Source organism: Bacillus sp. Marseille-Q1617 (assembly GCF_903645295.1).
In the GTDB taxonomy this organism is placed as follows: Bacteria; Bacillota; Bacilli; order Bacillales; family Bacillaceae_B; genus Rossellomorea.
The window spans coordinates 678,455-700,432 of record NZ_CAHJXM010000003.1 but is presented as its reverse complement, the minus strand read 5'-3'; the positions used below and the strand labels follow the sequence as shown (position 1 = coordinate 700,432).

At 40.7% G+C, this 21,978-nt stretch carries 19 protein-coding genes; 7 read left to right on the top strand and 12 right to left on the bottom strand.

From position 1 onward, the window contains the following. The first annotated feature begins 61 nt into the window (after positions 1-61). Both HWX64_RS20845 and HWX64_RS20840 read left to right on the top strand, forming a co-directional pair. A complete protein-coding gene (locus HWX64_RS20845) occupies positions 62-1,177 on the top strand; it encodes a GerAB/ArcD/ProY family transporter (protein WP_175991408.1) in 1,116 nt (371 codons plus the stop codon). Beyond that, on the top strand, positions 1,174-2,328 hold the full coding sequence (locus tag HWX64_RS20840) for a Ger(x)C family spore germination protein (protein WP_175991407.1): 1,155 nt from the start codon (positions 1,174-1,176) through the stop codon (positions 2,326-2,328). Before HWX64_RS20845 ends, HWX64_RS20840 begins: the two co-directional genes overlap by 4 nt. 55 nt (positions 2,329-2,383) lie before the next feature. Here HWX64_RS20840 and HWX64_RS20835 read toward each other — a convergent pair whose 3' ends face one another. Then, complete coding sequence (locus tag HWX64_RS20835) at positions 2,384-2,743, bottom strand: DUF1033 family protein (protein ID WP_175991406.1); 360 nt, start codon at positions 2,741-2,743, stop codon at positions 2,384-2,386. Between the two features lie 163 nt (positions 2,744-2,906). Here HWX64_RS20835 and HWX64_RS20830 point away from each other — a divergent pair, with 163 nt between their 5' ends. Beyond that, a complete protein-coding gene (locus HWX64_RS20830) occupies positions 2,907-3,359 on the top strand; it encodes a cupredoxin domain-containing protein (protein ID WP_175991405.1) in 453 nt (150 codons plus the stop codon). 61 nt (positions 3,360-3,420) lie between these two features. Here the strand turns inward: HWX64_RS20830 and HWX64_RS20825 are convergent, their stop codons facing one another. Next, a complete protein-coding gene (locus tag HWX64_RS20825; protein WP_175991404.1) occupies positions 3,421-4,599 on the bottom strand; it encodes a D-alanyl-D-alanine carboxypeptidase family protein in 1,179 nt (392 codons plus the stop codon). A 1,370-nt stretch (positions 4,600-5,969) separates the two neighbouring features. On the opposite strand from HWX64_RS20825, the gene HWX64_RS20820 reads away from it, so the two are divergent. Then, the gene (locus HWX64_RS20820; RefSeq protein WP_175991403.1) at positions 5,970-6,599 is read left to right on the top strand and encodes a 5-bromo-4-chloroindolyl phosphate hydrolysis family protein; all 630 of its coding nucleotides are present in this window, start codon (positions 5,970-5,972) and stop codon (positions 6,597-6,599) included. A 17-nt stretch (positions 6,600-6,616) separates the two neighbouring features. Beyond that, the gene (locus tag HWX64_RS20815) at positions 6,617-7,750 is read left to right on the top strand and encodes a toxic anion resistance protein (protein ID WP_175991402.1); all 1,134 of its coding nucleotides are present in this window, start codon (positions 6,617-6,619) and stop codon (positions 7,748-7,750) included. Between the two features lie 23 nt (positions 7,751-7,773). Here HWX64_RS20815 and HWX64_RS20810 read toward each other — a convergent pair whose 3' ends face one another. From HWX64_RS20810 to HWX64_RS20785, 6 genes are all read right to left on the bottom strand, one after another. After that, the gene (locus tag HWX64_RS20810) at positions 7,774-9,348 is read right to left on the bottom strand and encodes a sodium:proton antiporter (protein WP_175991401.1); all 1,575 of its coding nucleotides are present in this window, start codon (positions 9,346-9,348) and stop codon (positions 7,774-7,776) included. A 172-nt stretch (positions 9,349-9,520) separates the two neighbouring features. Further along, positions 9,521-11,443: a nitric oxide reductase activation protein NorD gene (locus tag HWX64_RS20805; RefSeq protein ID WP_175991400.1), complete on the bottom strand. Its 1,923-nt coding sequence runs from the start codon at positions 11,441-11,443 to the stop codon at positions 9,521-9,523. Between the two features lie 10 nt (positions 11,444-11,453). Then, entirely contained in the window at positions 11,454-12,335 is an 882-nt protein-coding gene (locus tag HWX64_RS20800) for an AAA family ATPase (RefSeq protein ID WP_175991399.1), read from the bottom strand. Between the two features lie 624 nt (positions 12,336-12,959). Next, positions 12,960-14,243 carry an IS110 family transposase gene (locus HWX64_RS20795; protein ID WP_175989851.1) on the bottom strand — a complete coding sequence of 428 codons (1,284 nt, stop codon included), beginning with the start codon at positions 14,241-14,243 and terminating at the stop codon, positions 12,960-12,962. Positions 14,244-14,588: 345 nt separating this feature from the next. After that, positions 14,589-15,503 carry a GNAT family N-acetyltransferase gene (locus tag HWX64_RS20790; protein ID WP_175991398.1) on the bottom strand — a complete coding sequence of 305 codons (915 nt, stop codon included), beginning with the start codon at positions 15,501-15,503 and terminating at the stop codon, positions 14,589-14,591. A gap of 75 nt (positions 15,504-15,578) precedes the next feature. After that, positions 15,579-15,785: a DUF6501 family protein gene (locus HWX64_RS20785; protein WP_175991397.1), complete on the bottom strand. Its 207-nt coding sequence runs from the start codon at positions 15,783-15,785 to the stop codon at positions 15,579-15,581. 189 nt (positions 15,786-15,974) lie between these two features. On the opposite strand from HWX64_RS20785, the gene HWX64_RS20780 reads away from it, so the two are divergent. Next, on the top strand, positions 15,975-16,313 hold the full coding sequence (locus HWX64_RS20780) for a hypothetical protein (protein ID WP_175991396.1): 339 nt from the start codon (positions 15,975-15,977) through the stop codon (positions 16,311-16,313). A 31-nt stretch (positions 16,314-16,344) separates the two neighbouring features. On the opposite strand, the gene HWX64_RS20775 is transcribed toward HWX64_RS20780, so the two are convergent. The 3 genes from HWX64_RS20775 to HWX64_RS20765 form a co-directional block, all read right to left on the bottom strand. After that, positions 16,345-16,971 carry a DedA family protein gene (locus tag HWX64_RS20775; protein WP_175991395.1) on the bottom strand — a complete coding sequence of 209 codons (627 nt, stop codon included), beginning with the start codon at positions 16,969-16,971 and terminating at the stop codon, positions 16,345-16,347. Positions 16,972-17,133: 162 nt separating this feature from the next. Next, on the bottom strand, positions 17,134-18,018 hold the full coding sequence (locus tag HWX64_RS20770; protein ID WP_175991394.1) for a gamma-glutamylcyclotransferase: 885 nt from the start codon (positions 18,016-18,018) through the stop codon (positions 17,134-17,136). Between the two features lie 174 nt (positions 18,019-18,192). Beyond that, positions 18,193-19,827 carry an AMP-binding protein gene (locus tag HWX64_RS20765; RefSeq protein WP_175991634.1) on the bottom strand — a complete coding sequence of 545 codons (1,635 nt, stop codon included), beginning with the start codon at positions 19,825-19,827 and terminating at the stop codon, positions 18,193-18,195. A 329-nt stretch (positions 19,828-20,156) separates the two neighbouring features. On the opposite strand from HWX64_RS20765, the gene sda reads away from it, so the two are divergent. Then, the gene (gene sda / locus HWX64_RS20760; RefSeq protein WP_172251557.1) at positions 20,157-20,291 is read left to right on the top strand and encodes a sporulation histidine kinase inhibitor Sda; all 135 of its coding nucleotides are present in this window, start codon (positions 20,157-20,159) and stop codon (positions 20,289-20,291) included. A gap of 424 nt (positions 20,292-20,715) precedes the next feature. Here the strand turns inward: sda and odhB are convergent, their stop codons facing one another. Continuing rightward, the gene (gene odhB / locus HWX64_RS20755) at positions 20,716-21,963 is read right to left on the bottom strand and encodes a 2-oxoglutarate dehydrogenase complex dihydrolipoyllysine-residue succinyltransferase (RefSeq protein WP_175991393.1); all 1,248 of its coding nucleotides are present in this window, start codon (positions 21,961-21,963) and stop codon (positions 20,716-20,718) included. Positions 21,964-21,978 lie beyond the last annotated feature (15 nt).

The following is a 21,978-nucleotide window of genomic DNA, read 5'->3' as shown; positions in this document are numbered from 1 at the left end:
CATTTCCAGTGAATGAAAAAGAATGATGATATGTCCGTAGTCTCTAAGAAGGGTGATGAGAATGAAAGTAAACCTTGAGCCAAAGAAAAATTTGATATTCAACGCATACTTGGTTGCTTTTATTCTTCACACTGCTCAAATAGGCGTAGGGATAGCAGGGGTGCCAAGGGTCGTCTATATGGAATCAAAACAGGATGCATGGATATCTGCGTTTGCGGCGGGAATCCTTGTGTTCATCGTTCTTTTCTTCATGTCTAAATTACTCTCATGTTATTCCAGCGCTGATCTATATGGCATACAGTTTGATCTTTTTGGAAAGTGGATAAGTAAACTTTTGAATCTTGTGTACATCCTCTATTTTTTAGTTGTTACGTATGTAATCATAATGAATTACACAGAGATGGTACAGGCATGGATTTTTCCTAAAATGCCTACCTGGCTCCTAGTTGCTTTTTTAGTCTTTTTGGCAAGCTACGCGGTGCTTGGCGGCATTAGAGTGGTTGTGGGGGTTACCTTTATCAGTTTAATCCTTACCCTATGGCTGATAGTCATGATCTATACACCAATCAAGCATTTGGACATCAACCACCTTCAACCTGTTTTCGTTGCATCGTGGAAAGATCACATGAAGGCGATATATAAGGTCAGCTTTTCAATGATTGGTTTTGAATTATTGTTATTGATATATCCATACATAAAAGAAAAGAAGAACGCGTTGAAATTCGCGTTGATCGGGACCGGTTACAGTACGCTTCTTTTGACTCTAGTAACAGCTGTAAGCATTGGTTTTTTCTCACATGAATCATTAATGAAAACGATTTGGCCTGTTCTTTCCATGTTTAAAATTGTACGGATACCCAATCTGGAAAGATTCGAATTTATTGCAGTTTCATTTTGGATGCTGGTCATCCTTCCTAATATATGTATATTTTTCTGGGCATCCACGAGGGGGGTCAAACGAGTATTCAATGTTTCACAAAAAAAAACCATTTATTGCTTTGCCGCTGCCCTGGTTGCAGGCAGTTTGCTGATTGATGATCGATTGACAATGAATAAAGTTACCGACAAAGTTGGTGCTGCCGCGTTTATTTTATCTTTCATATACCCTTGTTTCTTGTTCATGCTGGTGAAAATCAAACAGACCTTCACCAAAATGAAGGGAGGGAAAGGAACATGAAACGATATATACTACTCTTCATGGTATTACTGGCACCAGTAATCACCGGCTGTGTCGAATATAAATATTTAGAAAAGCTCGGGTTGATAACGGCAGTCGGCTACGACGAAACGGAAGACAAGGAGCTGAAAGCGACGGTTGTACTGTATCAATTCAACCCTGCCATGCAGGATGTGGAAAAAGTACTCACCAGTAAAGCTAATTCTTCAAAAGGCAATCGAATATCCTTAAACTTTGATACTGACCATAAACTTGTTTCCGGTCAATTAAGGATAGCCATATATGGAAGGGAATTAGCCAGTAAAGGCATCTCTCATCTCGTTGATACTCTCGAAAGAGATTCTTCCATAGGCAATATGGTGTACTTAGCCGTTTCTGATACGACATCAGAGGATTTACTCACATATCAGATGACTGAAAAACATTCAAATAAGGGCACCTATTTATATAATCTTGTCAAACAGAATGTGGAGAGTGAGTTCATAATCGCTCCTACCCTGCAGGAATTCATCACAGATTACGGAAGCATAGGCAAAGATCCCATACTGCCAATTCTCGCACCTTCTAAAGGTACATTGGGTATTGACGGATTTGCCATATTTCACAAGGATAAATTCGTTAAGGAATTAAAAAAGGAAGATATGTTTTATCTTCGAGCGTTAGTTGAAAATTATCATACTGCCGGCAGTTTTGAAGTGGGATTGCCTTTGGAACCTTTTAAACCACATCTTTCCGACATGGGAAATGCGGATGGGGAGGAAACGAATGACGAAGAGAAGATTTATATTGTGTTTGACAGTATAAAGTCCGACCATCTAATTAAAGCCGGCAAACAGGATAAACCAACATTTACAGTTAAATTAACACTTGATGCACGTCTTCATGAAATAACCGAACAATTAAAGCTTTCTGATCCAAAAACCCTTAAACTTGTTGAAGCGGAAGCAAGTAAATTCATCGAAAAAAAAATCAAGGAGAACATCAAGATGCTTCAAGAAGTCAATGCTGACCCCATCGGTTTTGGTATGGAATATAAAACACGTAGAAATCATGCATCTCTTACCGATAAGGAGTGGGAAGAAAAATATAAAGATGCAGAATTCGATGTCAGCGTTCAACTTAAGCTGATTAGAACCGGAGTGACAGATTAAGACTTCCCTGCTAAATAAAAAGAATGTGGCAGCTGCCACATTCCTTTTTTTATGCTTACAACTTTTCGTTTGCTAAAGATTGTATTTCTTCCTTCAGCCCTTCAAGAGTATCAACATTCTCGATAAGATGATCATTCTCGAATAGAATGATACCATGATACATTTGCAAATCATCATCGCAAGCCTCACAAAACACTACTTCGTTTTCATTCCAGAATGCAATCGAATTGTATTTCTTCGTCTTCATGTTGGGAAATTCCCTGCTTAATGCTACACACTCATCCAGATATTTTCTTACTGCTTCGCTTTTATTATCAAACTCCCACTCTTTCACAATATCGCGTTTCCAATCTTCAAAAAACCACCACGGTTCGGCATCACTATGTGTCATGATCACTTTCCAAGTGTTTTCCAATGCTTCACCCTCCTTGCTCTCTCCATCAAATTTTACATAAATACAAGGCAAAATCAAATTGATATGTTCATTACACTCCTCATTAAGTAGACAAGTTCGACCCCTGCCCAGCATAACAATAAACTAAAGGTTTCAATTGATATAATTATAAGGAGGAGAAGTCTTGAAATTTTTAGTACTGAAAAAATCATCCATTATTGCCATCTTTTTTACCATTTTGATTATTAGTATTGGATCCATCTGGGCTTATAAAACGCAACATTCGTACCCTACTGTATCTTTAGGGGGTTCATCGGATGTACAGACAATTGAATTAGTGACTGGAGAGTTCACAACACAAGGCACTGATGGAGAAGAGATTGAATCATACCGCTGGGATCCTGGCACAATCGTTGTGGAAAAGGATAAACAAGTACAATTCCGAATCCATGGAGTGAATGGACAGGAGCATCCATTTTACATCGAAGGAACAAATGTCAAGGGAACTGTAAAGAAAGGAAAAGAAACCATTGTCAATGTTACGTTTACAAAAGAAGGCACGTATCGGTTGATATGTAAAACCCACAAAACGATGGAACATAACGGACCTATGATCGGATATATAATCGTGGACTAAGGATAAAACAGGCTGTCCCCATCGGAACAGCCTGTTTATATCGTTTAAAAAATATGCGGAACTAAAGCTCGCGTTCCCTTCTTTTCATCATGGAAATCCCAGCCATTACCAAGATGATCAAGTAAAGAAATAGAGGGTAAAATACGGCCGAATCCGACACATCACTTTTTTTCATCCCATGAATGCTCGATGCCAGTACATCTTGCTGTTTTTTAGCAGAGATATGAGCAGCTTTAAGCTTCGTGGAAGCTATTTTTTCGTTTTGTCCGTTATAAATCGTGAGGATGCCATCTTGATCGACCACCTCATTTACTGTTTCGTTAAGGTGCTTTGTATAATGAAAATCAGATGGTAGTTGATACGATTCGCTGCTTGTCTGAAATTCACTATCCTTGGATACATAGGTACGCATAAACTGCTTCAATCCGTAATCCAACAGGGATTTGGTGTCTGCATAAATGGCCCGCTTACTTTGTGCATTCATCGTCACTGCAACAACCGATAAACCAGCATTTTCTGCAGAAGTAACAAGCGTATGATTAGCTTCAGGTACAAAACCATTCTTACCGCCAGTCACTTCGGGATAAGGTAATTCACCCTTGACCATTTTATGATGATTGTAAAGGGTTGTCTTCCATCCCTCAGAAGACCAATTCATCATACCAATATCAAAAAGTTGTTTAAAAGCATCATTCTTTAAAGCATAGCTTGTTATTTCTGCCATATCATACGCTGTCGTATAATGGTTTTCGTCATAAAGCCCATGAGGATTGTCAAAGTGAGTATTCTTTACACCCACCTCATCCCTTAAAAACTCGTTCAATTTTTTCATGAAGGCCTCTACAGATCCTTCTGTATGCTCTGCTATGGCTACTGCAGCATCATTTCCAGAATTGACCATTAGTCCTTGCAATAACTGATGCATCGAAATGGTTTCACCGGCTAGCAAATAAACCGTGGAGCCTTCTGTTTTCGAAGCACGATCACTGACTGTGACGGTTTCATCCAGGCTGGTGTGCTCAAGCGCATATATAGCTGTTGCGACCTTAGTTATACTCGCAGGGTTCATTTTTTTATGGGCATTCTTTGAGTAAAGGACACTTCCTGTCCCGGAATCTATTAAGACAGCCGATTTACTGAAAAGTGTATCCGGCTTATTGGCTTTATTTTCCTGAGCTGATGCCATGGGTGAAGACACCCAGAAAAGCATGATGATCATCAGCGTGATCGTTTTTTTCATCTGTCCACCCACCTGTGTCGTCAATCTGTCCAGCTCCAGCGGCTTGAGGCTCAAGACATAAGCCATGCCATCCAGAAAGGCAAAGAACGCCTTTATGGCTGCCCCGTCTTATGCTTGTCGCCTCTGAGCGAGCCGCCTACGCTTTTCTTTTGTCCAGCTCCGGCGGCTTGAGGCTCGAGACATAAGTCATGCCATCCAGAAAGGCAAAGAGCGCCTTTATGGCTGCCCTGTCTTATGCTTGTCGCCTCTGAGCGAGCCGCCTCCGCTTTTCTTTTGTCCAGCTCCGGCGGCTAGCCCCTCGAGGTCATAAGCTTAATGGTCCAAGAAGGCAGAGAACGCCTTCCCGGCCCATTCATCTTATGCTTGTCGGGGCTGAGCGAGCCGCCTACGCTTTTCTTTTGTCCAGCTCCGGCGGCTAAAGGCTCGAGACATAAGCCATGCCATCCAGAAAGGCAAAGAGCGCCTTTATGGCTGCCCTGTCTTATGCTTGTCGCCTCTGAGCGAGCCGCCTCCGCTTTTCTTTTGTCCAGCTCCGGCGGCTAGAGGCTCGAGACATAAGTCATGCCATCCAGAAAGGCAAAGAGCGCCTTTATGGCTGCCCTGTCTTATGCTTGTCGCCTCTGAGCGAGCCGCCTCCGCTTTTCTTTTGTCCAGCTCCGGCGGCTAGAGGCTCGAGACATAAGTCATGCCATCCAGAAAGGCAAAGAGCGCCTTTATGGCTGCCCTGTCTTATGCTTGTCGCCTCTGAGCGAGCCGCCTCCGCTTTTCTTTTGTCCAGCTCCGGCGGCTAGAGGCTCGAGACATAAGTCATGCCATCCAGAAAGGCAAAGAGCGCCTTTATGGCTGCCCTGTCTTATGCTTGTCGCCTCTGAGCGAGCCGCCTCCGCTTTTCTTTTGTCCAGCTCCGGCGGCTAGAGGCTCGAGACATAAGTCATGCCATCCAGAAAGGCAAAGAGCGCCTTTATGGCTGCCCTGTCTTATGCTTGTCGCCTCTGAGCGAGCCGCCTCCGCTTTTCTTTTGTCCAGCTCCGGCGGCTAGAGGCTCGAGACATAAGTCATGCCATCCAGAAAGGCAAAGAGCGCCTTTATGGCTGCCCTGTCTTATGCTTGTCGCCTCTGAGCGAGCCGCCTCCGCTTTTCTTTTCACTAAAACATTTTATCAAAAAAGCTGAAACTTTAATCATATATTCCGGAAATGTTATTAAATTGAAAGAATGTAGTCAATTCCTTACAGTAATTAAGATCGATTTTTAGTTAGTGCCCCAGTATGACCTTGCCTTGCATTCTGTTACAATTAGAATAACTTCATTGAAACTTTTTCGATCATTCGAACGTATTAAAGGAAAGCATTCTTTTAAGGGGTAGATAAGATGAATACGTTTTTACATTTAATAATAAGAGGTATACTTGCCGTTACAATCGGCTCAGCCAGTTTCATAGTATATTTACTGACTTTGGACATAGGATTTCCCCTGACTCTTTTATGCAGTATTGTCACAGGTATAATTACCTTCCTGCTTATTAAAGGAATTCAAAAAAGCTTGTGGCTGAATAAAAAAGGACTTACAAGAAAGGAATATCGGTATATCAGCAAGAATTTAAAAGAAGCGAAGGAAAAAATCAAACGGCTGCAGAAACAACAGTTAAAAGTCCGTTCATTAGGTGCATTCAAACAAATCCTTGAAATAAACCGGTTATCAAGAAGAATCTTTCAGTTAGTAAATAAAGAACCCAAACGTTATTACTCATCTGAATCTTTCTTCTACTACCATCTGGATTCTGTTGTCGAACTCACTGAGAAATATACCTTCCTGGCAGCCCAGCCAGGCAAAAGCCAAGAGGCTTTTTTATCGCTTCAGCAGACCCGTTCAACCTTGGATGAATTAATCGATTCATTGGAAAAGGATTTGGAAGCGGTATTGGCTGATGATATGGATCATTTGAAGATAGAATTGAACTTTGCCAACCAGCACCTTTCACATAATAAAGATTTAAAATAGATGATGGAGGTTTTATCATGGAACAACGTCAGGAGCTTAATGAATTAGACCAACTGCTTTCCAACCCATTTTCAAATGAAGCGGACACCCATACGCCCAGCAATCCTGCCTTAGTGGACCGACTTCCAAAAGAACAACAGGAAAAGGCAAAGCAACTCGCTGAACAGATCGATTATAAAGATTATGAGGCCATACTAAAATACGGTACTGCCGCACAAAACCAGTTATCAAGCTTCTCTCATTCGATGCTCGATCATGTCCAAAAAAGGGATATCGGACCTATCGGGGATGTATTAAGCGATCTAATGAAAAAACTGGAACAGATGAATCCGGAAGAATTGAATACGCAGCAAAAAGGGATTTTCAAAAAATTATTCAGAAAAGTCTCTTCGTCCTTACAGGAGGTTCTTTCCAAATATCAAAAAATAGGTTCGCAGATTGACCGCATTTCCGTAAGGCTGGAACATTCCCAGAAAACATTGCTGGATGATAATAGACTTTTGGAAACACTCTACGAAAAAAATAAGGATTACTTTCAGGCTCTGAATATTTATATTGCTGCAGCGGAGCTTAAAAGGGATGAAATCCAGCATACACTCCTTCCCGCCTTACGCAAAAAAGCAGAAGAATCGGGGGACGAACTTCTTTTTCAAGAAGTAAATGATACAATGCAGTTTCTTGATCGCCTGGACAAGCGGATTCACGACCTCAAATTAAGCAGACAAATGACTATTCAGTCTGCCCCGCAAATCCGCTTGATTCAGAATACCAACCAGGCCCTGGCGGAAAAGATCCAGGCGTCCATCCTTACTGCCATACCACTGTGGAAAAACCAGATTGCGATAGCGCTCACCCTGTTAAATCAACAGAAAGCGGTCACGGCTCAAAAACAGGTATCGCGTACAACGAATGAACTTCTATTAAAAAACTCAGAAATGCTGAAAACAAACAGTATTGAGACTGCACGGGAAAATGAACGAGGAATCATTGATGTGGAAACACTTAAGAAAACTCAAGAAAATTTAATAACAACCATTGAGGAAACCTTGACCATTCAAGCGGAAGGACGTCAAAAACGCCAGCAAGCAGAACAGGAAATGGTGGTCATGGAACAGGAATTGAAACAAAAGTTAATGGAAATAAAAAAATAAGAGACGCCCTCGAGGCGTCTCCTTTACTTTTCTTCATTATTTACGATGGCATCGGTAATCGCGTCGTACTGCCTTTCAGCAAGGGTACTTGAAATGATATCTTCTTTTTCAAGTTTTAAAATGGCGTCGTACTCAGCATATAATGCATGCTTCTTTAAGGTTAATAGCTGATTTTCCTTTAACTCCGGATGTTCTTCATAAAGGTTATTTAACTGTGCCTTAATCATATCAATTCGTTTCTTATACATATCCATTACTTCTTCAGAGACTGTATCGGTAATATAAAGCTTTTGTTTGACGCGATGTATTTCAGAAATGGCCGTTTCATAACGATGGACTTGGGACAGCAATTCTTGAAACTCCTGATGCTCCCCTTCTTTCGCCTTTACCCCAAGCAAGGAAATTAACGGTTTAATAGTTAACCCTTGGACCACCAAGCTGAAGAGTACAACGCTGAATCCAAGAATCAATACATCCTCCCGGGCCGGAAAATCCCTTGGAAGACTTAATACAAGGGCAACAGAAAGCGACCCCTTTAAGCCTCCCCAATTCAATACATGTTTCCATTTGTTAGGGAAATTACTGATCAAGGAAAGACTGGAGTAAACAGCAATACTTCTTGCAATCAGCACGATTGGAATGGCAGCAAATATTAGCGGCCATTTTTCCATCAAATCAATCCTTGTTATTTCAAGACCGACCATTAAAAATACAAGTGAATTCGCAAGTAACGCGGCTACATCCCAAAAGCTGTTGATGTTCAGCTTAGTCGTAGGGCTCATACCGATTTTACCGCCATAATTGCCAAAAATGAGGGCTGCAATCACCACCGCGATAACCCCGGATGCATGGACACTTTCAGCGAGGAGGAAGGAACCATAAAATAAAATGATACTAAATATGATTTCTAATGGGTAGTCATCAAAATACTTTGTAAGGATGGAAAAGGCATATCCCAGGGACCCTCCAATAATGACCCCCAATGAAACAACACGGATGAATTCCCACAACCCGCTGCCGAGTCCAGCCCAGCCAGCGTCTATGTATGATAATAAATAGAAAGCAGAAATATTGAATAAGACAACCGCTAACCCATCATTAAATAAACTCTCACCTTCAATCACGACTGCCAGCCTCTTCTTCACTCCTACACTTTTGAAGATGGACAGCACACTCACAGGATCCGTCGCACTCATTAACGCACCAAACACAAATGCCGCAGGAATCGGAAAACCAAAGAAATAATAGGCAGAAAACCCGATGATCAAAAAGGAAAGAAACGTTCCTCCGAAAGCAAGCGCCAAAACCGGTTCCTTATTTGAATTTAGTTGAGAAAATGGGAGTTTTAACGCTGCCTCCCCTAACAATGCAGGCAGAAAAAGTGTGATGATGACAAAATTAAAGACTTCTCCCTCTGTGATGAATTCCTTTAGGGGTTCTAAAATAGGGATGTTCAATAATCCTATTGAAGCTCCTACAATGACAAGTGCAATAGGGTAAGGCTGCTTGAATTTCTTAGCAATCGCCGTTATCCCCGCAGCGATCATCACTAATATCAGTCCGAGTTCAAAGATATGATGCAAATCTATTTCTTCCACGATACAACCTCCAATAAAAAGCATCTTCAGCTTATGATTACATTAATAACCCATCCGCTGTTACCTAAACCTTAAACTTTCCATCTACTACAATATTATGAAAAAAATAAACCCCTATCACATAAAAAGGCGATATCACCTATTTTGGTGAATCGCCTGAAATTCATTCATTTTATATACTTTTATAAAGGAGCTTACGGAGCAATGGAAATAACACGTCAGGAAGCTCTTCTATATCTGAGACCAAGATACTGTAGTTTCCATATATATTTCGGATGGTATTTCGCTGACCTTCATCAATAGGTCCATTTGATAAGAACACGTTGATGACTTCGATTCCTCTTTTCCTGGCATCAAGTACAGCTTCATGCGTATCGACGATTCCATTTTGATCATAATCCATCGCTGCCGGTTCACCGTCTGAAAAGACAAGAAGAAATTTTTGTTTTTCATTTCTTCTTAAGATTCTCTCCGTCATTAGTCTGACGGCAAATCCATCGCGGTTATCTTCTTCAGGTTCCAGTTGTAAAATCTCCGCTCCGGAGGATGGTTTCAGGGAAGCTGAATAATCCAGCACGGGCTTCAGATAATTAGGCTGGCTGGTCCTGGTTGCCTGATTGGTATCTTCCCAGAAACCCACTACTTCATGAGGGACCCGTACGGATTTCAAAGACTCGTGGAATAAAGTGATTCCCAATTTTGTTTGATCCATTTTATCAAACATCGATCCTGAGCAATCAACCAGGAGAGAAAAGACAGCATCTATTTCAGTCGATGGATTTTGCTTTTTGTAAAAAAGTCTTGGATTATCATCGGTTAAAAACCGCAGCAGTTTGTTGTTTAAGCGTCCAAAATGCAGGTCTGACCTTGGTTGAATCCTTTTATGCTCGAGCGTTTTTTCAATCATCTTCTGAAGTTTTTTCTGGAAAGGAGAGATTTCAGCTTTATAAGTGCGATAAAGCTGCTGCTCTTCAAAGCTTGGAATCGAAGGTGAAAGAAAATATGGAACTGCATAACGATTATCTTTTCCGTATTTACTTTCCCCCCCTCCTTTCAGTTCTTCATGTTCTTTCTCCGCTGATTTCACATTCTCATAATGTTCTTTGTCAGTTTCTTGAGCGGATCCCTGAACCATTGCAAGGGCCTGGTCTCCATCATCCCCTTCACGGACACCCTCACCCATTAAATCCGATTGTGACCCCTGATCCAAGTCGAATTGTAAAAAGGATTCACCTTTATCCTCCGTTTCCCTGTGCCATGTACGGAATTCTTCATCGATCACTTCTTCATCGCCTGTGCTTGCTTCCTCCAGGATATCGTGATTAGCCAGTGGATCCTTCCGTTTAAGGTCATCAAAGGTTTCAGCAGGCAGATCTATTTGTTCATATGCATCTTCCGGTAAATGAAAATATTCATTAAGCATATCTTTCTTTACGATTTCATTGACAACGTCAATGATTTCCAAACAAATCCTTACAACCTCGGCAGTTGAATCCGTTTCATAGAAGCGGGTAAGCTGGGATTGGAGGAACGGCATGGCCAAGTCGAGTTCTTCGTTAATGGATGGAGGCTCTTCCAGCGGCGACTGGGCATTCAACATAAGAAATAACGCATTAAATAAGGAATCAGTAAAAACGCTTTTAGTTAAGTTTACTTTGAGTTGAGCTTTAAAATACTGACGATATAACTCTCTTCTTGTTGAAAATGCCTGTTTGGTTCCCGGTCTTTTAGCCTTGCAAATCTCTTCCAGCCGCAAGTCTTCCCCCATTACAAATAATTGCTTTGAAAACTTCGGGATGGACGTTGTCTTAATCTTCTTAAGGTACTTCACCACTTCGTTATTGTCGGTTTCCGCTAGGTTTCCAACTGTCCTGAGGTATATATCACTTTTTAAACCGTTTACCTCATCGACTCTATTCCTATGATCCCAAAAATGGCTGACATACACGGTCTGCTGTTTATAATCTAAATAAGAAAAAGGCCCATATTTGAGTTCCATATCACCATTTTGGGAAAGGGTCTTTGCTAAATCAGCCATTTCCATAAATAGAAATGAATCAATGTTTTCATCGTTGAATTGAATAAACCTTTCCATTATTGATCCCTCATTCAAATAAGGTTTCCGCAATATTTTTTATGGCCGCTTTCTCGCGGTCATCTTCCAATTTATCGATAATACCACGCTGAATGGCCCGTTTAGCCGGTAAGAATACTGCCAGGTCACAAGCATCCAGCAGGGCGCGGATCGATGCCGCTTCCTCTGAAACCTGACCGTTTTTCACCTGAATCAATAAATCGGAGGACAAATCAACGAATTTACCGATCAGTTTCTCATCATTTAACTGGCTTTGGCTTTTAATGACTGAGGTCAATACTTCACCTTCGATATAAGGGACATCAATAACAACGAATCTGTTTTTCAGCGCTTCATTCAATGGGACAGTTCCTACATAGCCTTCATTGATTGCGGCGATCACTCCAAATGTGGGTGCAGCTTTGATCACTTCCCCTGTAAACGGATTCGTGATGCTTCGGCGGTAATCCAGTACACCATTTAGGATCGGCAGAGTTTCAGGCTTCGCCATATTGATTTCATCAATATATAAAAGGTGCCCTTTTTTCATTGCCTGGATGACAGGACCCTCAATGAATTCAATCGAGTTTTTGCCGTTTTTATCCGCGATTGTCTTATAACCAAGTAAGGCTTCCGCATCCAGATCGACGGAGCAGTTTATACTGTGCATCGGCTGTGTGAATATAGAGGATAAGGTTTCTGATAACTTGGTTTTACCTGAACCTGTAGGACCTTTTAAGAGAACGTTTTTCCCCATTGATAATGAGATGATGCTGTCTTCAATGATGTTATGATCACTTGAGGAGTAGCCTCCTTCCCCTATCAGGTATCCATATTGTGATCTATTAAATAATTCTTTTCTTTGGTTAACTATATCCATTACCGTTTCCGGTAGGGCTGTTTCGTAATTCATCCATGACATCCTTTCCAATTCATCTACTAGACACATCATACATGTAAGAGCGCTTACACTGCAAAAAAGGAGCTTTGAAATAAAGAGCGGAGGGGACAAAAATTAAAAAACCAACACAAAAGTACCAACAACTTCAGAGTAGTCCCTTAATACCGCTAATGATTTCCGTAACAAAACTTCGCTTTCCGCGGGCGGTTGGTGAGCCTCCCTCACGATAATGACAGGTTACTTAAAATACCTTTGTTTTTCTCTGGATTTCTTAAGTGTTCAAAAGAAGATACATGACATGGTCAAACAGATACACCCAGATTTAAATATATCTGGAAACATACTTGGCACTTAAATAGACTGGAAAGGGTTATTTCCAATAAAAGGTACTAAATAATATGATCGCACCTTTGGATCTCCACAAGCGACATGGTGGTGGACCCTCCCATTTCTCTCGGCGTCTATGCGCGCAAATTCCTTCGTTCGACCTGACCATGTGTGGATGCCGGATATGCTCCTCGGGTGGGTCTATGCCCTAATGCTCGGAATGTTGACCGGCTTATCCGTGCTTCTTTTGATTTACAAAAAAATTCGTTAAAAAACAGAGTATAATGTGAAACTATAACCTATTACGTATTAAGCAGCCTGCACATCAGTAATATGCGGGATATCACGAAGCATGCGTTCTTCACTAAAGGCACACTTCCGTGTCCCCATCACAAATAGAATTTTAATCAGTTTACGACCTAAAGCGACATAAGATTGTTTCCCCTTTAGAGGATTGTTTCTACGGTGTTTGTAGTAATTGTGCAGGGCCTTAAACCCTTTATTATGAAAGGCTAATGGGCGAGCGACTTGATATAAAATTGTACGTAATCTCCGCCGCCCTCGTTTGGTGATGGTCGTCTGCCCTTTATGCTTGCCGGATTGGTTTATCATCAGATTGAGTCCTGCTAATTTGATAATTTGTCGTGGATCTCTATAGTTTGAAAGGTCACCAATCTCGGCAAAGAAGCCAACAACTGTCATAGGCCCGACGCCTTTTATAGCCATCATACTATCGGCCCCAGGAACCATTCGAACAAGCTCTTCAAGTTCTCCCTTAAGGGCTTCTAGACGACCGTTTAATAATTCATACTGATCGACAAGATAGCGAAGTTCTTCACGAGCCATTCGAAGACCTACGGTCAGTCCAATACTGGAGGCAGCTGCCTTTTTCAGATGGCGCATACGCGCTATCCCAATATTTTTAGTTACTTTAGTTTTCACTTCTTTTAGAAGTTCATCTTCTGTTTTCTGTTGAATATCATCTGGAAGATATCCACACTTCAATAAATATAAAGCTGTTTTCCCATCCCACTTTTTAAATACAGTTAAGAATTCAGGGAAATAGCGATCCAGCGCATTATGAATTTGAGCTTTAATGGATGACAAATCCTCTTGGATGATGTCATAGAGTTTGACTCCTTCACGTAACTCGGCATACAACCCCTCAGGTAAGATGGGCTCATGATAACGACCCGCTCGCATGACTTGAGCGATGACTTTCGCATCTTTGGTGTCATTTTTGGTGGGCGAATCATCATCCAGTTCTTTTGATTTCTTCACCTTCATCGGGTTTACCACGACTGGCCTTTCACTCTGAGATTTCAAGAAATACGCTAGATTAATCCAATAATGCCCTGTGGGCTCCATACCGATCATCAGGTTGGGACGGGATGTTTGAGCGCTTAACTGCTTAGCCCACTCGAGTAATAGTTTGAATCCTTCTAACGTGTTAGGGAAAACCAAGCGCTTGGATAAGTCGATTCCCCGATCATCAATCGCCCTGGCAACATGCTTATGTTTGGCGATATCAATTCCTATAATTAGTGTCTGTTCATTGATTTGCTTAAGTCGTTCATTTTGTGTAAAATCCATAATAGAAGTCTCCCTTCGGTACTTAATTCGAGGTCATGCATGACACTCTCTATCGTACCAAGGGGGCTTTTTTTATGCACATCGCAAAAACTTCGATATTAACGCAATTTACTTTATAACAGGAATGCTCCTCGTCGCATTCGCTCCTGCGGGGTCTCACCTAACTCGCTTTCCCGCAGGAGTCTTCGTTTTGCACTCCAATCAACCGCTGGAAAGAGCTGACACCTAAATCTACATGTAAATTGAAAAACCAAACTAACTGCCAGCTAGAAGGCGAATTAATTCGGTAATTAGGATTTTACGGGGGCTAAAGCACTTTTGTTCCATCCCAGCCCCCATAGGATATTATACGGTTAAGTCGCAGCGGGTGAAGCTTCTTTGGACATGCATACCTGCCTTTTGATAGACGACCGTTGCATCGGTCAGGGAGTCACTGTCCACAGAGAGTGCGGCAGAAGTCATTCCTTTTTGTTTAAGGGCTCTGAATGCATGATGCAGCAAAACATTGGCAAACCCTTTTTTTCTCCATTTTTTCTGCACACCTAAATGAGTGATTTCACCTATTTTCGTTTCATCATTAACCGTGCAAAGTATAAAGCCAATCACATCACTTTCATACTTCAATAAGAACCACAGATGGGGATCAAATGAGTCCCTCCCGAATCTCTTTTTGAACTCTTCAAGACTCGTTGGGTGGTAATCAAAGTGATCCGAGAACACTTCTTCAAATATTGCATGCAGTTTCTCTGTATCACTCAAATGGAAGGTAGATATTCCTGGCTCCGACACAATCTGACTAATACCCTGCCCCTCCTTGTAATCATTCAAATCTAATTTCATTTGAAACCAATGGCGTAGAGGTTTGAAACCATATTCTTCAAGGGTTTCTTTTTCGGTCTCAAGGTTTGCCGATAAAACAATCACCTTTTCATCCTTAGAATCTTTCTTTTTTCTAACAGCCGATTGGCAAAGCTCATCCAGCAATTCATTCATATAAAGATTCATACTTTCATCAGGGGAAGTCAATAAAAGAGAAGGCAGGCGGTGATCTTTCACTGTCAGAATGGAAAAACCTTTCAATTCCCCATTTTCCCACAATCCTTTACGGTCCTTTTCGTCTATCGATGTTAACATTTCGCGAATTTCCATTTCGCTGGTTTGACTTTCTCCATATACCTTCGTTTCGTATTCCTTAAATAACCCTGTTATGGAAGACAAATCTTCAAGCATTGCCGTTTTTATAGTAAATGAATGCCGCACCAACCATATCCCCCTTTATGACAATTTAAAAAAAGCTGATTTCAACTCAAGAGAGAAATCAGCTTTATGATAATCTTATTTTATTTCCTCGAAGTATTCTTTATAGAATCCTCCCATTTTGCCGCTTTCATCAATTACAAAGTAATAATCTTCTGATTCATTTTTCACTTCGTATTCTTTCCCGATTTCAAGAACGTTTTCCACTGTGTATTTTTTCGCATCGGTATGTACACATTTAACCAGCTTCACTGCGCTGTTTTCTGTCCAAGTATGATGTATCATCTGAATCCTCCTAGTACCATTGTATGTATTTAGTATATTCTTCCCCAGTCTATTGTTCAACTGCAAACTTCACTGGTCCAAAGAATATTTCATTAACGTTGATCATTATTCTATTCTCATATCCAACCTGTCATTCTCTCACAATATATGGTATATTATAGGAGAAAATAACTCGAAAGGCGTTATTCAATGAAAAAAGCGATCTTCCAGATTCTCTTTATCTCTATCCTTTTCCTTGGCTATTATATGACCACTCATCGTCCGTCAGAAGAGCAATTTTACACATGGCTGGAGGAAAAATACCAGATAGACTGTAAAGAGAAAGTAACCTGCACAAGAAAAGCAGATGAAAACTCTGTATATACCCTGATCGAGACAGGCTCCAATATTAAGAGTGAATATTTGATATTTAATACAGTGGGAAAAATATACGAAGACCAACACGGAGACCGTACCACCATCAAAGCAATTGGTGTATTTGATCATTTTTACACGATTATTAAAGATGAATCCTCACCACATAGTTAAACCGATTTAACGATTCCGTTAAATCGGTTATTTATTTTCGGTACCTTATCCTTTTTCGTGTTAGTGAAGGATACCTCTTTTTCAAAAACAGATAGAAATAATAAAGAAGTACCGCCGAAACGATTACCCCGGCTATCATTCCAGCTTTTAAACTGACTTCTTCCACGATTGATTGAAAACTCACAGGAAAGTATCTTCCTATCTGAAAATAAACCAGTGCCCAAATGCCTGCAGAAGGTACGGCATACAACAAAAATTTTAATAATGTGATGCCCTTACCAGTACCTGCTATATAAGGCATTACAAGACGGATACCGGGTATGAAATAACTGATGGAAATAGCAAATAATCCATATTTATCAATCCATGTCTCACTTTTCAGGATAAGCCCCTGTGTCTTACTGCTTTTAAAGAAACGAAGCAGCAGTCTGGTTCCATATCGCTTTCCTATAAGAAAGCCGAACATACCATAGCTTATTAATCCGCTGTACATGAACAGAAAAGAGGTGTATGGATTGAAATGCCTCCATTCAGAAATATATCCCGCAAAAGCAGCTGCTATTTCATTAGGGACAGGCAGGCCCAAAAAAACGATCCAGCTAAAAAGAAACATGGCTATATATCCGAATTGGTCGACTAGATCAAGTAAGGTCTCCATGAAGCACCCCTTTTCTGTAAAAAAGGCTCAGTAAAAATGTTCCCACAAGCTTCCTTTACCCATTACTGGATTGAAGAAAACAAGCAATCAATTCGAGAAAATGATGGTTCTTACAAGATGCTATTCTGGTTGTTAAACTTATTTTAATTGCAGTGATTTATATTATGAGGACTTTGGCGCTTTTAGCAGACTTTTCACTTGCTCTTCAACCATTCCGAGGTCAATAAGCTGCTGCTGTAACTTTGAGTGATATGCTGCACTGACATGCGGAAGGCTCCCTCTTAAGATTTCCTGTGCATAATGTTCCGGAGGAAGTACTTCGTCGAACTTGGTCTTAACAATAAAAGTAAGCACATCCTCATACAGTTTCCCGCCAATGGTGACATCTACAAAAGCTGCCCTGTACCAGCCAGGAGCGACTCCTTCTCTTGTAAACAGATATTCAACCGCTTCTTGAGGCACATCATAAACGACGCCTTCCATTGTTCCTCCATCTTCAATGATATCCCCCCGGCCGCCATCATCTACTTTAAATAAATACCTCATGGAATATCCCTTCAACGTTCCCGCCCCAAGACAATTTTGAAAGTGATGTTCTACCTTTGCCAATTTGAATCGTGCATCGTCCATACACGAACCATATGCAAAATATAATATCCGCTGAGGCTTTTTATTAATAAATTGATGTACTTTCCAATCTCCCGAGGATATTTCGGATTGAAACATTTTTTCCTCTAACCCAAAGTATACGAAAGCTTCAATTGGACCTTGATCCGTACTCACTTTGCAAAGTTGACGATTATATAGATTTTCTTCCCTGCCTTCGATGTAATCCTCAATCTCATCGAGTTTGGCAAGCTGGACATCATTTATTTTATATACTTCGCCATATACTGTACCTTCACCTTCTTTAAGAGCTGGATAACCTTTATCGGTATCAAAAAGCTTCCCTTCTATCCATGCTTGTTCATACTGCAATTGAGCTTCATTTAGAAGCGAATGATTCACTTCATGTCTTCTTAATGTCCCATAAACAAATACGTTCACGCTATCTCTCCTCTTGCGATATTGATGATTAGATTTATTTTATCAAACTCGTTTTGATTTTTCAGTAATATGTGCCTTCGATTGTTCAAAAGCAGGATTTTTCATAAAAGGCAATAAAAAAAGCCGATCCTGATGAAAACGGATCGGCTTTTAAGAATGCGCTTACAAATTACTTTATCCTTTTGGGGCAATCGCTTTTTGGGCTTGTTCTTTCAATCTGAACTTTTGAATTTTACCTGAAGCTGTCATCGGATATGCATCCGTGAATTCAATGTATCTCGGAATCTTATGCCGTGATATTTTCCCTCTGCAGTATTCCTTGATTTCATCGGCTGAAGCCTTCTGGCCTTCTTTAAGGATGACCCAGGCCATAACTTCCTCCCCGAAAGTTTCGTCCGGAATTCCAATCACCTGAACATCGAGTATTTTAGGGTGTGAATACAAAAACTCTTCTATTTCACGAGGATAAATATTTTCACCGCCTCTTATGATCATGTCCTTTAATCTTCCGGTAATCCGGCAGTATCCATACTCATCCATTACAGCCAAGTCACCTGTATGCAGCCAATTATCGTGATCAATGGCAGCTTTGGTTGCTTCTTCGTTCTTATAATACCCTTTCATCACATGGTATCCCCTGGTACAAAGCTCTCCCTGTGTCCCGTTGGGCACTTCCCGGTCGGTGCCGGGCTCTACAATTTTAACTTCTACATGAGGAAGTCCTCTTCCCACTGTCTCGACCTTTAATTCGATGGGATCGTGTGTGCGCGTTTGAGTGATGACTGGTGAAGATTCAGTCTGTCCATATGCAATTGTGATTTCTTCAGCCCCCATTTTATTCATTACATCCTTCATTACTTCAATCGGACAGTTACTGCCGGCCATTATTCCTGTCCGCAGACTGCTCAGATCATAGTCATCGAAATCAGAAAGATTCAATTCTCCAATGAACATGGTTGGTACACCATGTAAAGCTGTACATCTTTCATCCTGTACAACCTGAAGAACTTGTGAGGGATTAAATTCCTGTACAGGTACCATTACAGCACCAACAGTTACACAGGCCAAGGTTCCCATCACGCATCCGAAGCAATGAAAGAATGGTACGGGTATACACAATCGATCTTCATTTGTCAGTCTCATACAGCCAGCCACATTATAGGCGTTATTGACAATATTTGAATGAGTGAGCATCACCCCTTTTGGAAAACCCGTTGTTCCTGATGTATACTGCATATTTATCACTTCATGAGGTGACAGGTTTTTCATCCTGTTGTCTAACTCTTCATCCTCCACTCCATTTCCCATTTCCATGATTTCTTCCCAATTGAATGTACCGGGATATTTCTTATTTCCCAATACAATGACATTCTTCAATTTGGGAAGCTTTGCACTATGTAACTTACCAGGTTCTGAACTATTCAGTTCAGGACAGATTTCATAAAGCATATCAATATAAGATTCACCCCGGTAGTCTTCCATCAGGATGATGGTTGTACTGTCCGACTGCCTTAATAAATATTCCAGCTCAGCTGTGCGATAATTCGTATTAACCGTTACTAATACCGCTCCCATCTTCCCAGTGGAAAACTGACTTAAAATCCATTCGGGGGTATTGGATGCCCAGATTGCGATGTGATCCCCTTTTTCCACACCGAGCTTCATGAAACCTTTGGCAGCTTGTCTGCATTTGCGATTCAATTCTTCATATGTCCATCTTAATCCTCTGTCAGCATAAACCACAGCCTCATTGTTGGGCTGTATACGGGCTTTCTCCTCAAGTAAAGCTCCAATAGTAGTTTGTAAAATGTCGGTCAAACGAATATCCCCCTTTGTTATAAATATCGTTTGTGTACATGCAAATGTTGTTCTATGCGTGTATATTATCACAAAAATTAAAATTTTCAAACTAATATAACCAGAAAAATATCCTTATCAGATATCTTATATTGCTCCAAGTTAACCTAAACTTTTTATTTAGACAAAATAATGATCAATTAAACCAATTTCTACAAATATCCTTAAAATACTACTTTGGATGGATTTAAACAAAAACACTTTTCAAAATCATATTTTCTATGTAAAATATATAGAAAATATAGAAAATTCTATATTTTAAACATTCTAGGAGGTTGGTCATGAAAATCTTAAGTAATGAACAGTTAGTGGCAGCTTATCGCGATGCTGAGAAACAAGGGAATGATCAGGACTGGATTCAATTATTAAGAAAAGAAATCCGCAATCGCGGATTAAAACCTTTTAGGAAATCATGACACTGGGAATAAAGATAAAATGAAATCATTCATTCTCACCCCCTGAGAATATCGCTGGACAGACTCCTTTAAAGAGTCTGTCTTTTTTTTCCTCATTCAAAGTTACTGCGCTTCTGGATATAGTAGTCCTCTATTTGCTGTTTTTGTTGACCATTTAAAAGACCGAGCTTATGAAATAAATAAGTATAATAAATTATTTTTTTTGCATGGCGAGGGTTCATTTTTGAAAAGCTCCTTTCGTCCAAATCTTTCCTTAAGGAAAAAAGTTTTCGTTTTACTATATTTTATGTTGAAGGTAAAAAAGAGTGAAAAAAGAGTGGATTATGAGGAATCTGCAGCCGGGAAATCGGCTGAACAAAAAAAGAGCTGATACATGGTTCATGTATCAGCCAACAATCATTCATCTATATTTCAAACAAAAGGCTTAACCCTCTAAAAGTAAATCTTCAGGGTTTTCCAGTAAGTTCTTAACCATTGCAAGGAATCCTACCGCTTCTTTACCATCAATGATTCGATGATCATAGGATAGAGCGATATACATCATTGGACGATTTTCCATTGTTTCCTTATCAATAGCTACAGGGCGAAGTTGAATGGTATGCATCCCTAAAATCCCAACCTGTGGTCCGTTTAAGATAGGAGTGGAAAGTAAAGATCCAAATACCCCGCCGTTTGTTATTGTGAAGGAACCGCCTTGTAAGTCTGAGAGTGAAAGCTTGTTATTTCTTGCTTTCGTCGCCAGCTCCATGATTTCCCCTTCGATTTCTGCGAAGTTTTTGCGGTCACAATCCCTTACGATCGGTACGACAAGACCATCGTCAGTTGAAACAGCCACGCCAACATCATAATATTTCTTAAGGACGATTTCATCACCATCAATTTCAGCATTCACGTAAGGATATTTCTTAAGGGCAGCTACTACAGCTTTTGTAAAGAAGCTCATGAACCCTAATCTCACATCGTGACTTTCAAAGAATTTATCCTTCTTGCGTTTACGCAATTCCATTACTGCTGACATATCAATTTCATTGAAAGTGGTTAACATTGCAGCTGTCTGCTGTACTTCCACCAGGCGTTTTGCAATGGTTTGTCTGCGGCGTGACATTTTTTCCCGTTCGACCGGCTTTCCATCATCTTTCTTTGCTGGAGCTTTTTTAGCTTCCTGTGCAGGTTTTGATGGAGCAGAAGCAGGCTTGTTTTCATAAGCTTCAATATCCTGTTTGCGCACTCGGCCAAGTGGATCGGTAGGAACTTGTGAAAGATCGATCCCTTTTTCACGAGCGAGCTTTCGTGCAGCAGGTGATGCGATTGGACGATTTTTCTTATCATCTTTTGCAGCTGGTGCTTCTTCTTGAGGAGATTTTTCTTCCGCTTTCTCCTCTTGTTTTGGAGCTTCCTTCTCTTCACCTTTTTGTTCAGATGGTGCAGGAGCTTCCCCGCCTTCTCCTACAATGGCAATGACCTGCCCTACTTCAACAGTATCACCTTCATCCGCTTTCAGCTCTTGAATGGTTCCTGCTTCTTCAGAGATCACTTCAACATTTACTTTATCTGTCTCAAGTTCGACAATGTATTCGCCTTTTTCAACGTAATCACCCGGTTGCTTCAACCATTGAGCAATCGTACCCTCTGTAATTGATTCTGCCAATTCTGGAACTTTGATTTCTGCCACTGTGATGTCCTCCTC

Excerpts from the sequence above, each read along its gene's own strand:
- sda (WP_172251557.1), top strand. The coding sequence starts at position 20,157 with ATGAAAATCTTAAGTAATGAACAGTTAGTGGCAGCTTATCGCGATGCT.
- HWX64_RS20825 (WP_175991404.1), bottom strand. The coding sequence starts at position 4,599 with ATGAAAAAAACGATCACGCTGATGATCATCATGCTTTTCTGGGTGTCT.
- HWX64_RS20800 (WP_175991399.1), bottom strand. The coding sequence starts at position 12,335 with ATGAATTACGAAACAGCCCTACCGGAAACGGTAATGGATATAGTTAAC.
- HWX64_RS20775 (WP_175991395.1), bottom strand. The coding sequence starts at position 16,971 with ATGGAGACCTTACTTGATCTAGTCGACCAATTCGGATATATAGCCATG.
- HWX64_RS20815 (WP_175991402.1), top strand. The coding sequence starts at position 6,617 with ATGGAACAACGTCAGGAGCTTAATGAATTAGACCAACTGCTTTCCAAC.
- HWX64_RS20795 (WP_175989851.1), bottom strand. The coding sequence starts at position 14,243 with ATGGATTTTACACAAAATGAACGACTTAAGCAAATCAATGAACAGACA.
- HWX64_RS20840 (WP_175991407.1), top strand. The coding sequence starts at position 1,174 with ATGAAACGATATATACTACTCTTCATGGTATTACTGGCACCAGTAATC.
- HWX64_RS20780 (WP_175991396.1), top strand. The coding sequence starts at position 15,975 with ATGAAAAAAGCGATCTTCCAGATTCTCTTTATCTCTATCCTTTTCCTT.
- HWX64_RS20805 (WP_175991400.1), bottom strand. The coding sequence starts at position 11,443 with ATGGAAAGGTTTATTCAATTCAACGATGAAAACATTGATTCATTTCTA.
- HWX64_RS20820 (WP_175991403.1), top strand. The coding sequence starts at position 5,970 with ATGAATACGTTTTTACATTTAATAATAAGAGGTATACTTGCCGTTACA.
- HWX64_RS20785 (WP_175991397.1), bottom strand. The coding sequence starts at position 15,785 with ATGATACATCATACTTGGACAGAAAACAGCGCAGTGAAGCTGGTTAAA.
- HWX64_RS20845 (WP_175991408.1), top strand. The coding sequence starts at position 62 with ATGAAAGTAAACCTTGAGCCAAAGAAAAATTTGATATTCAACGCATAC.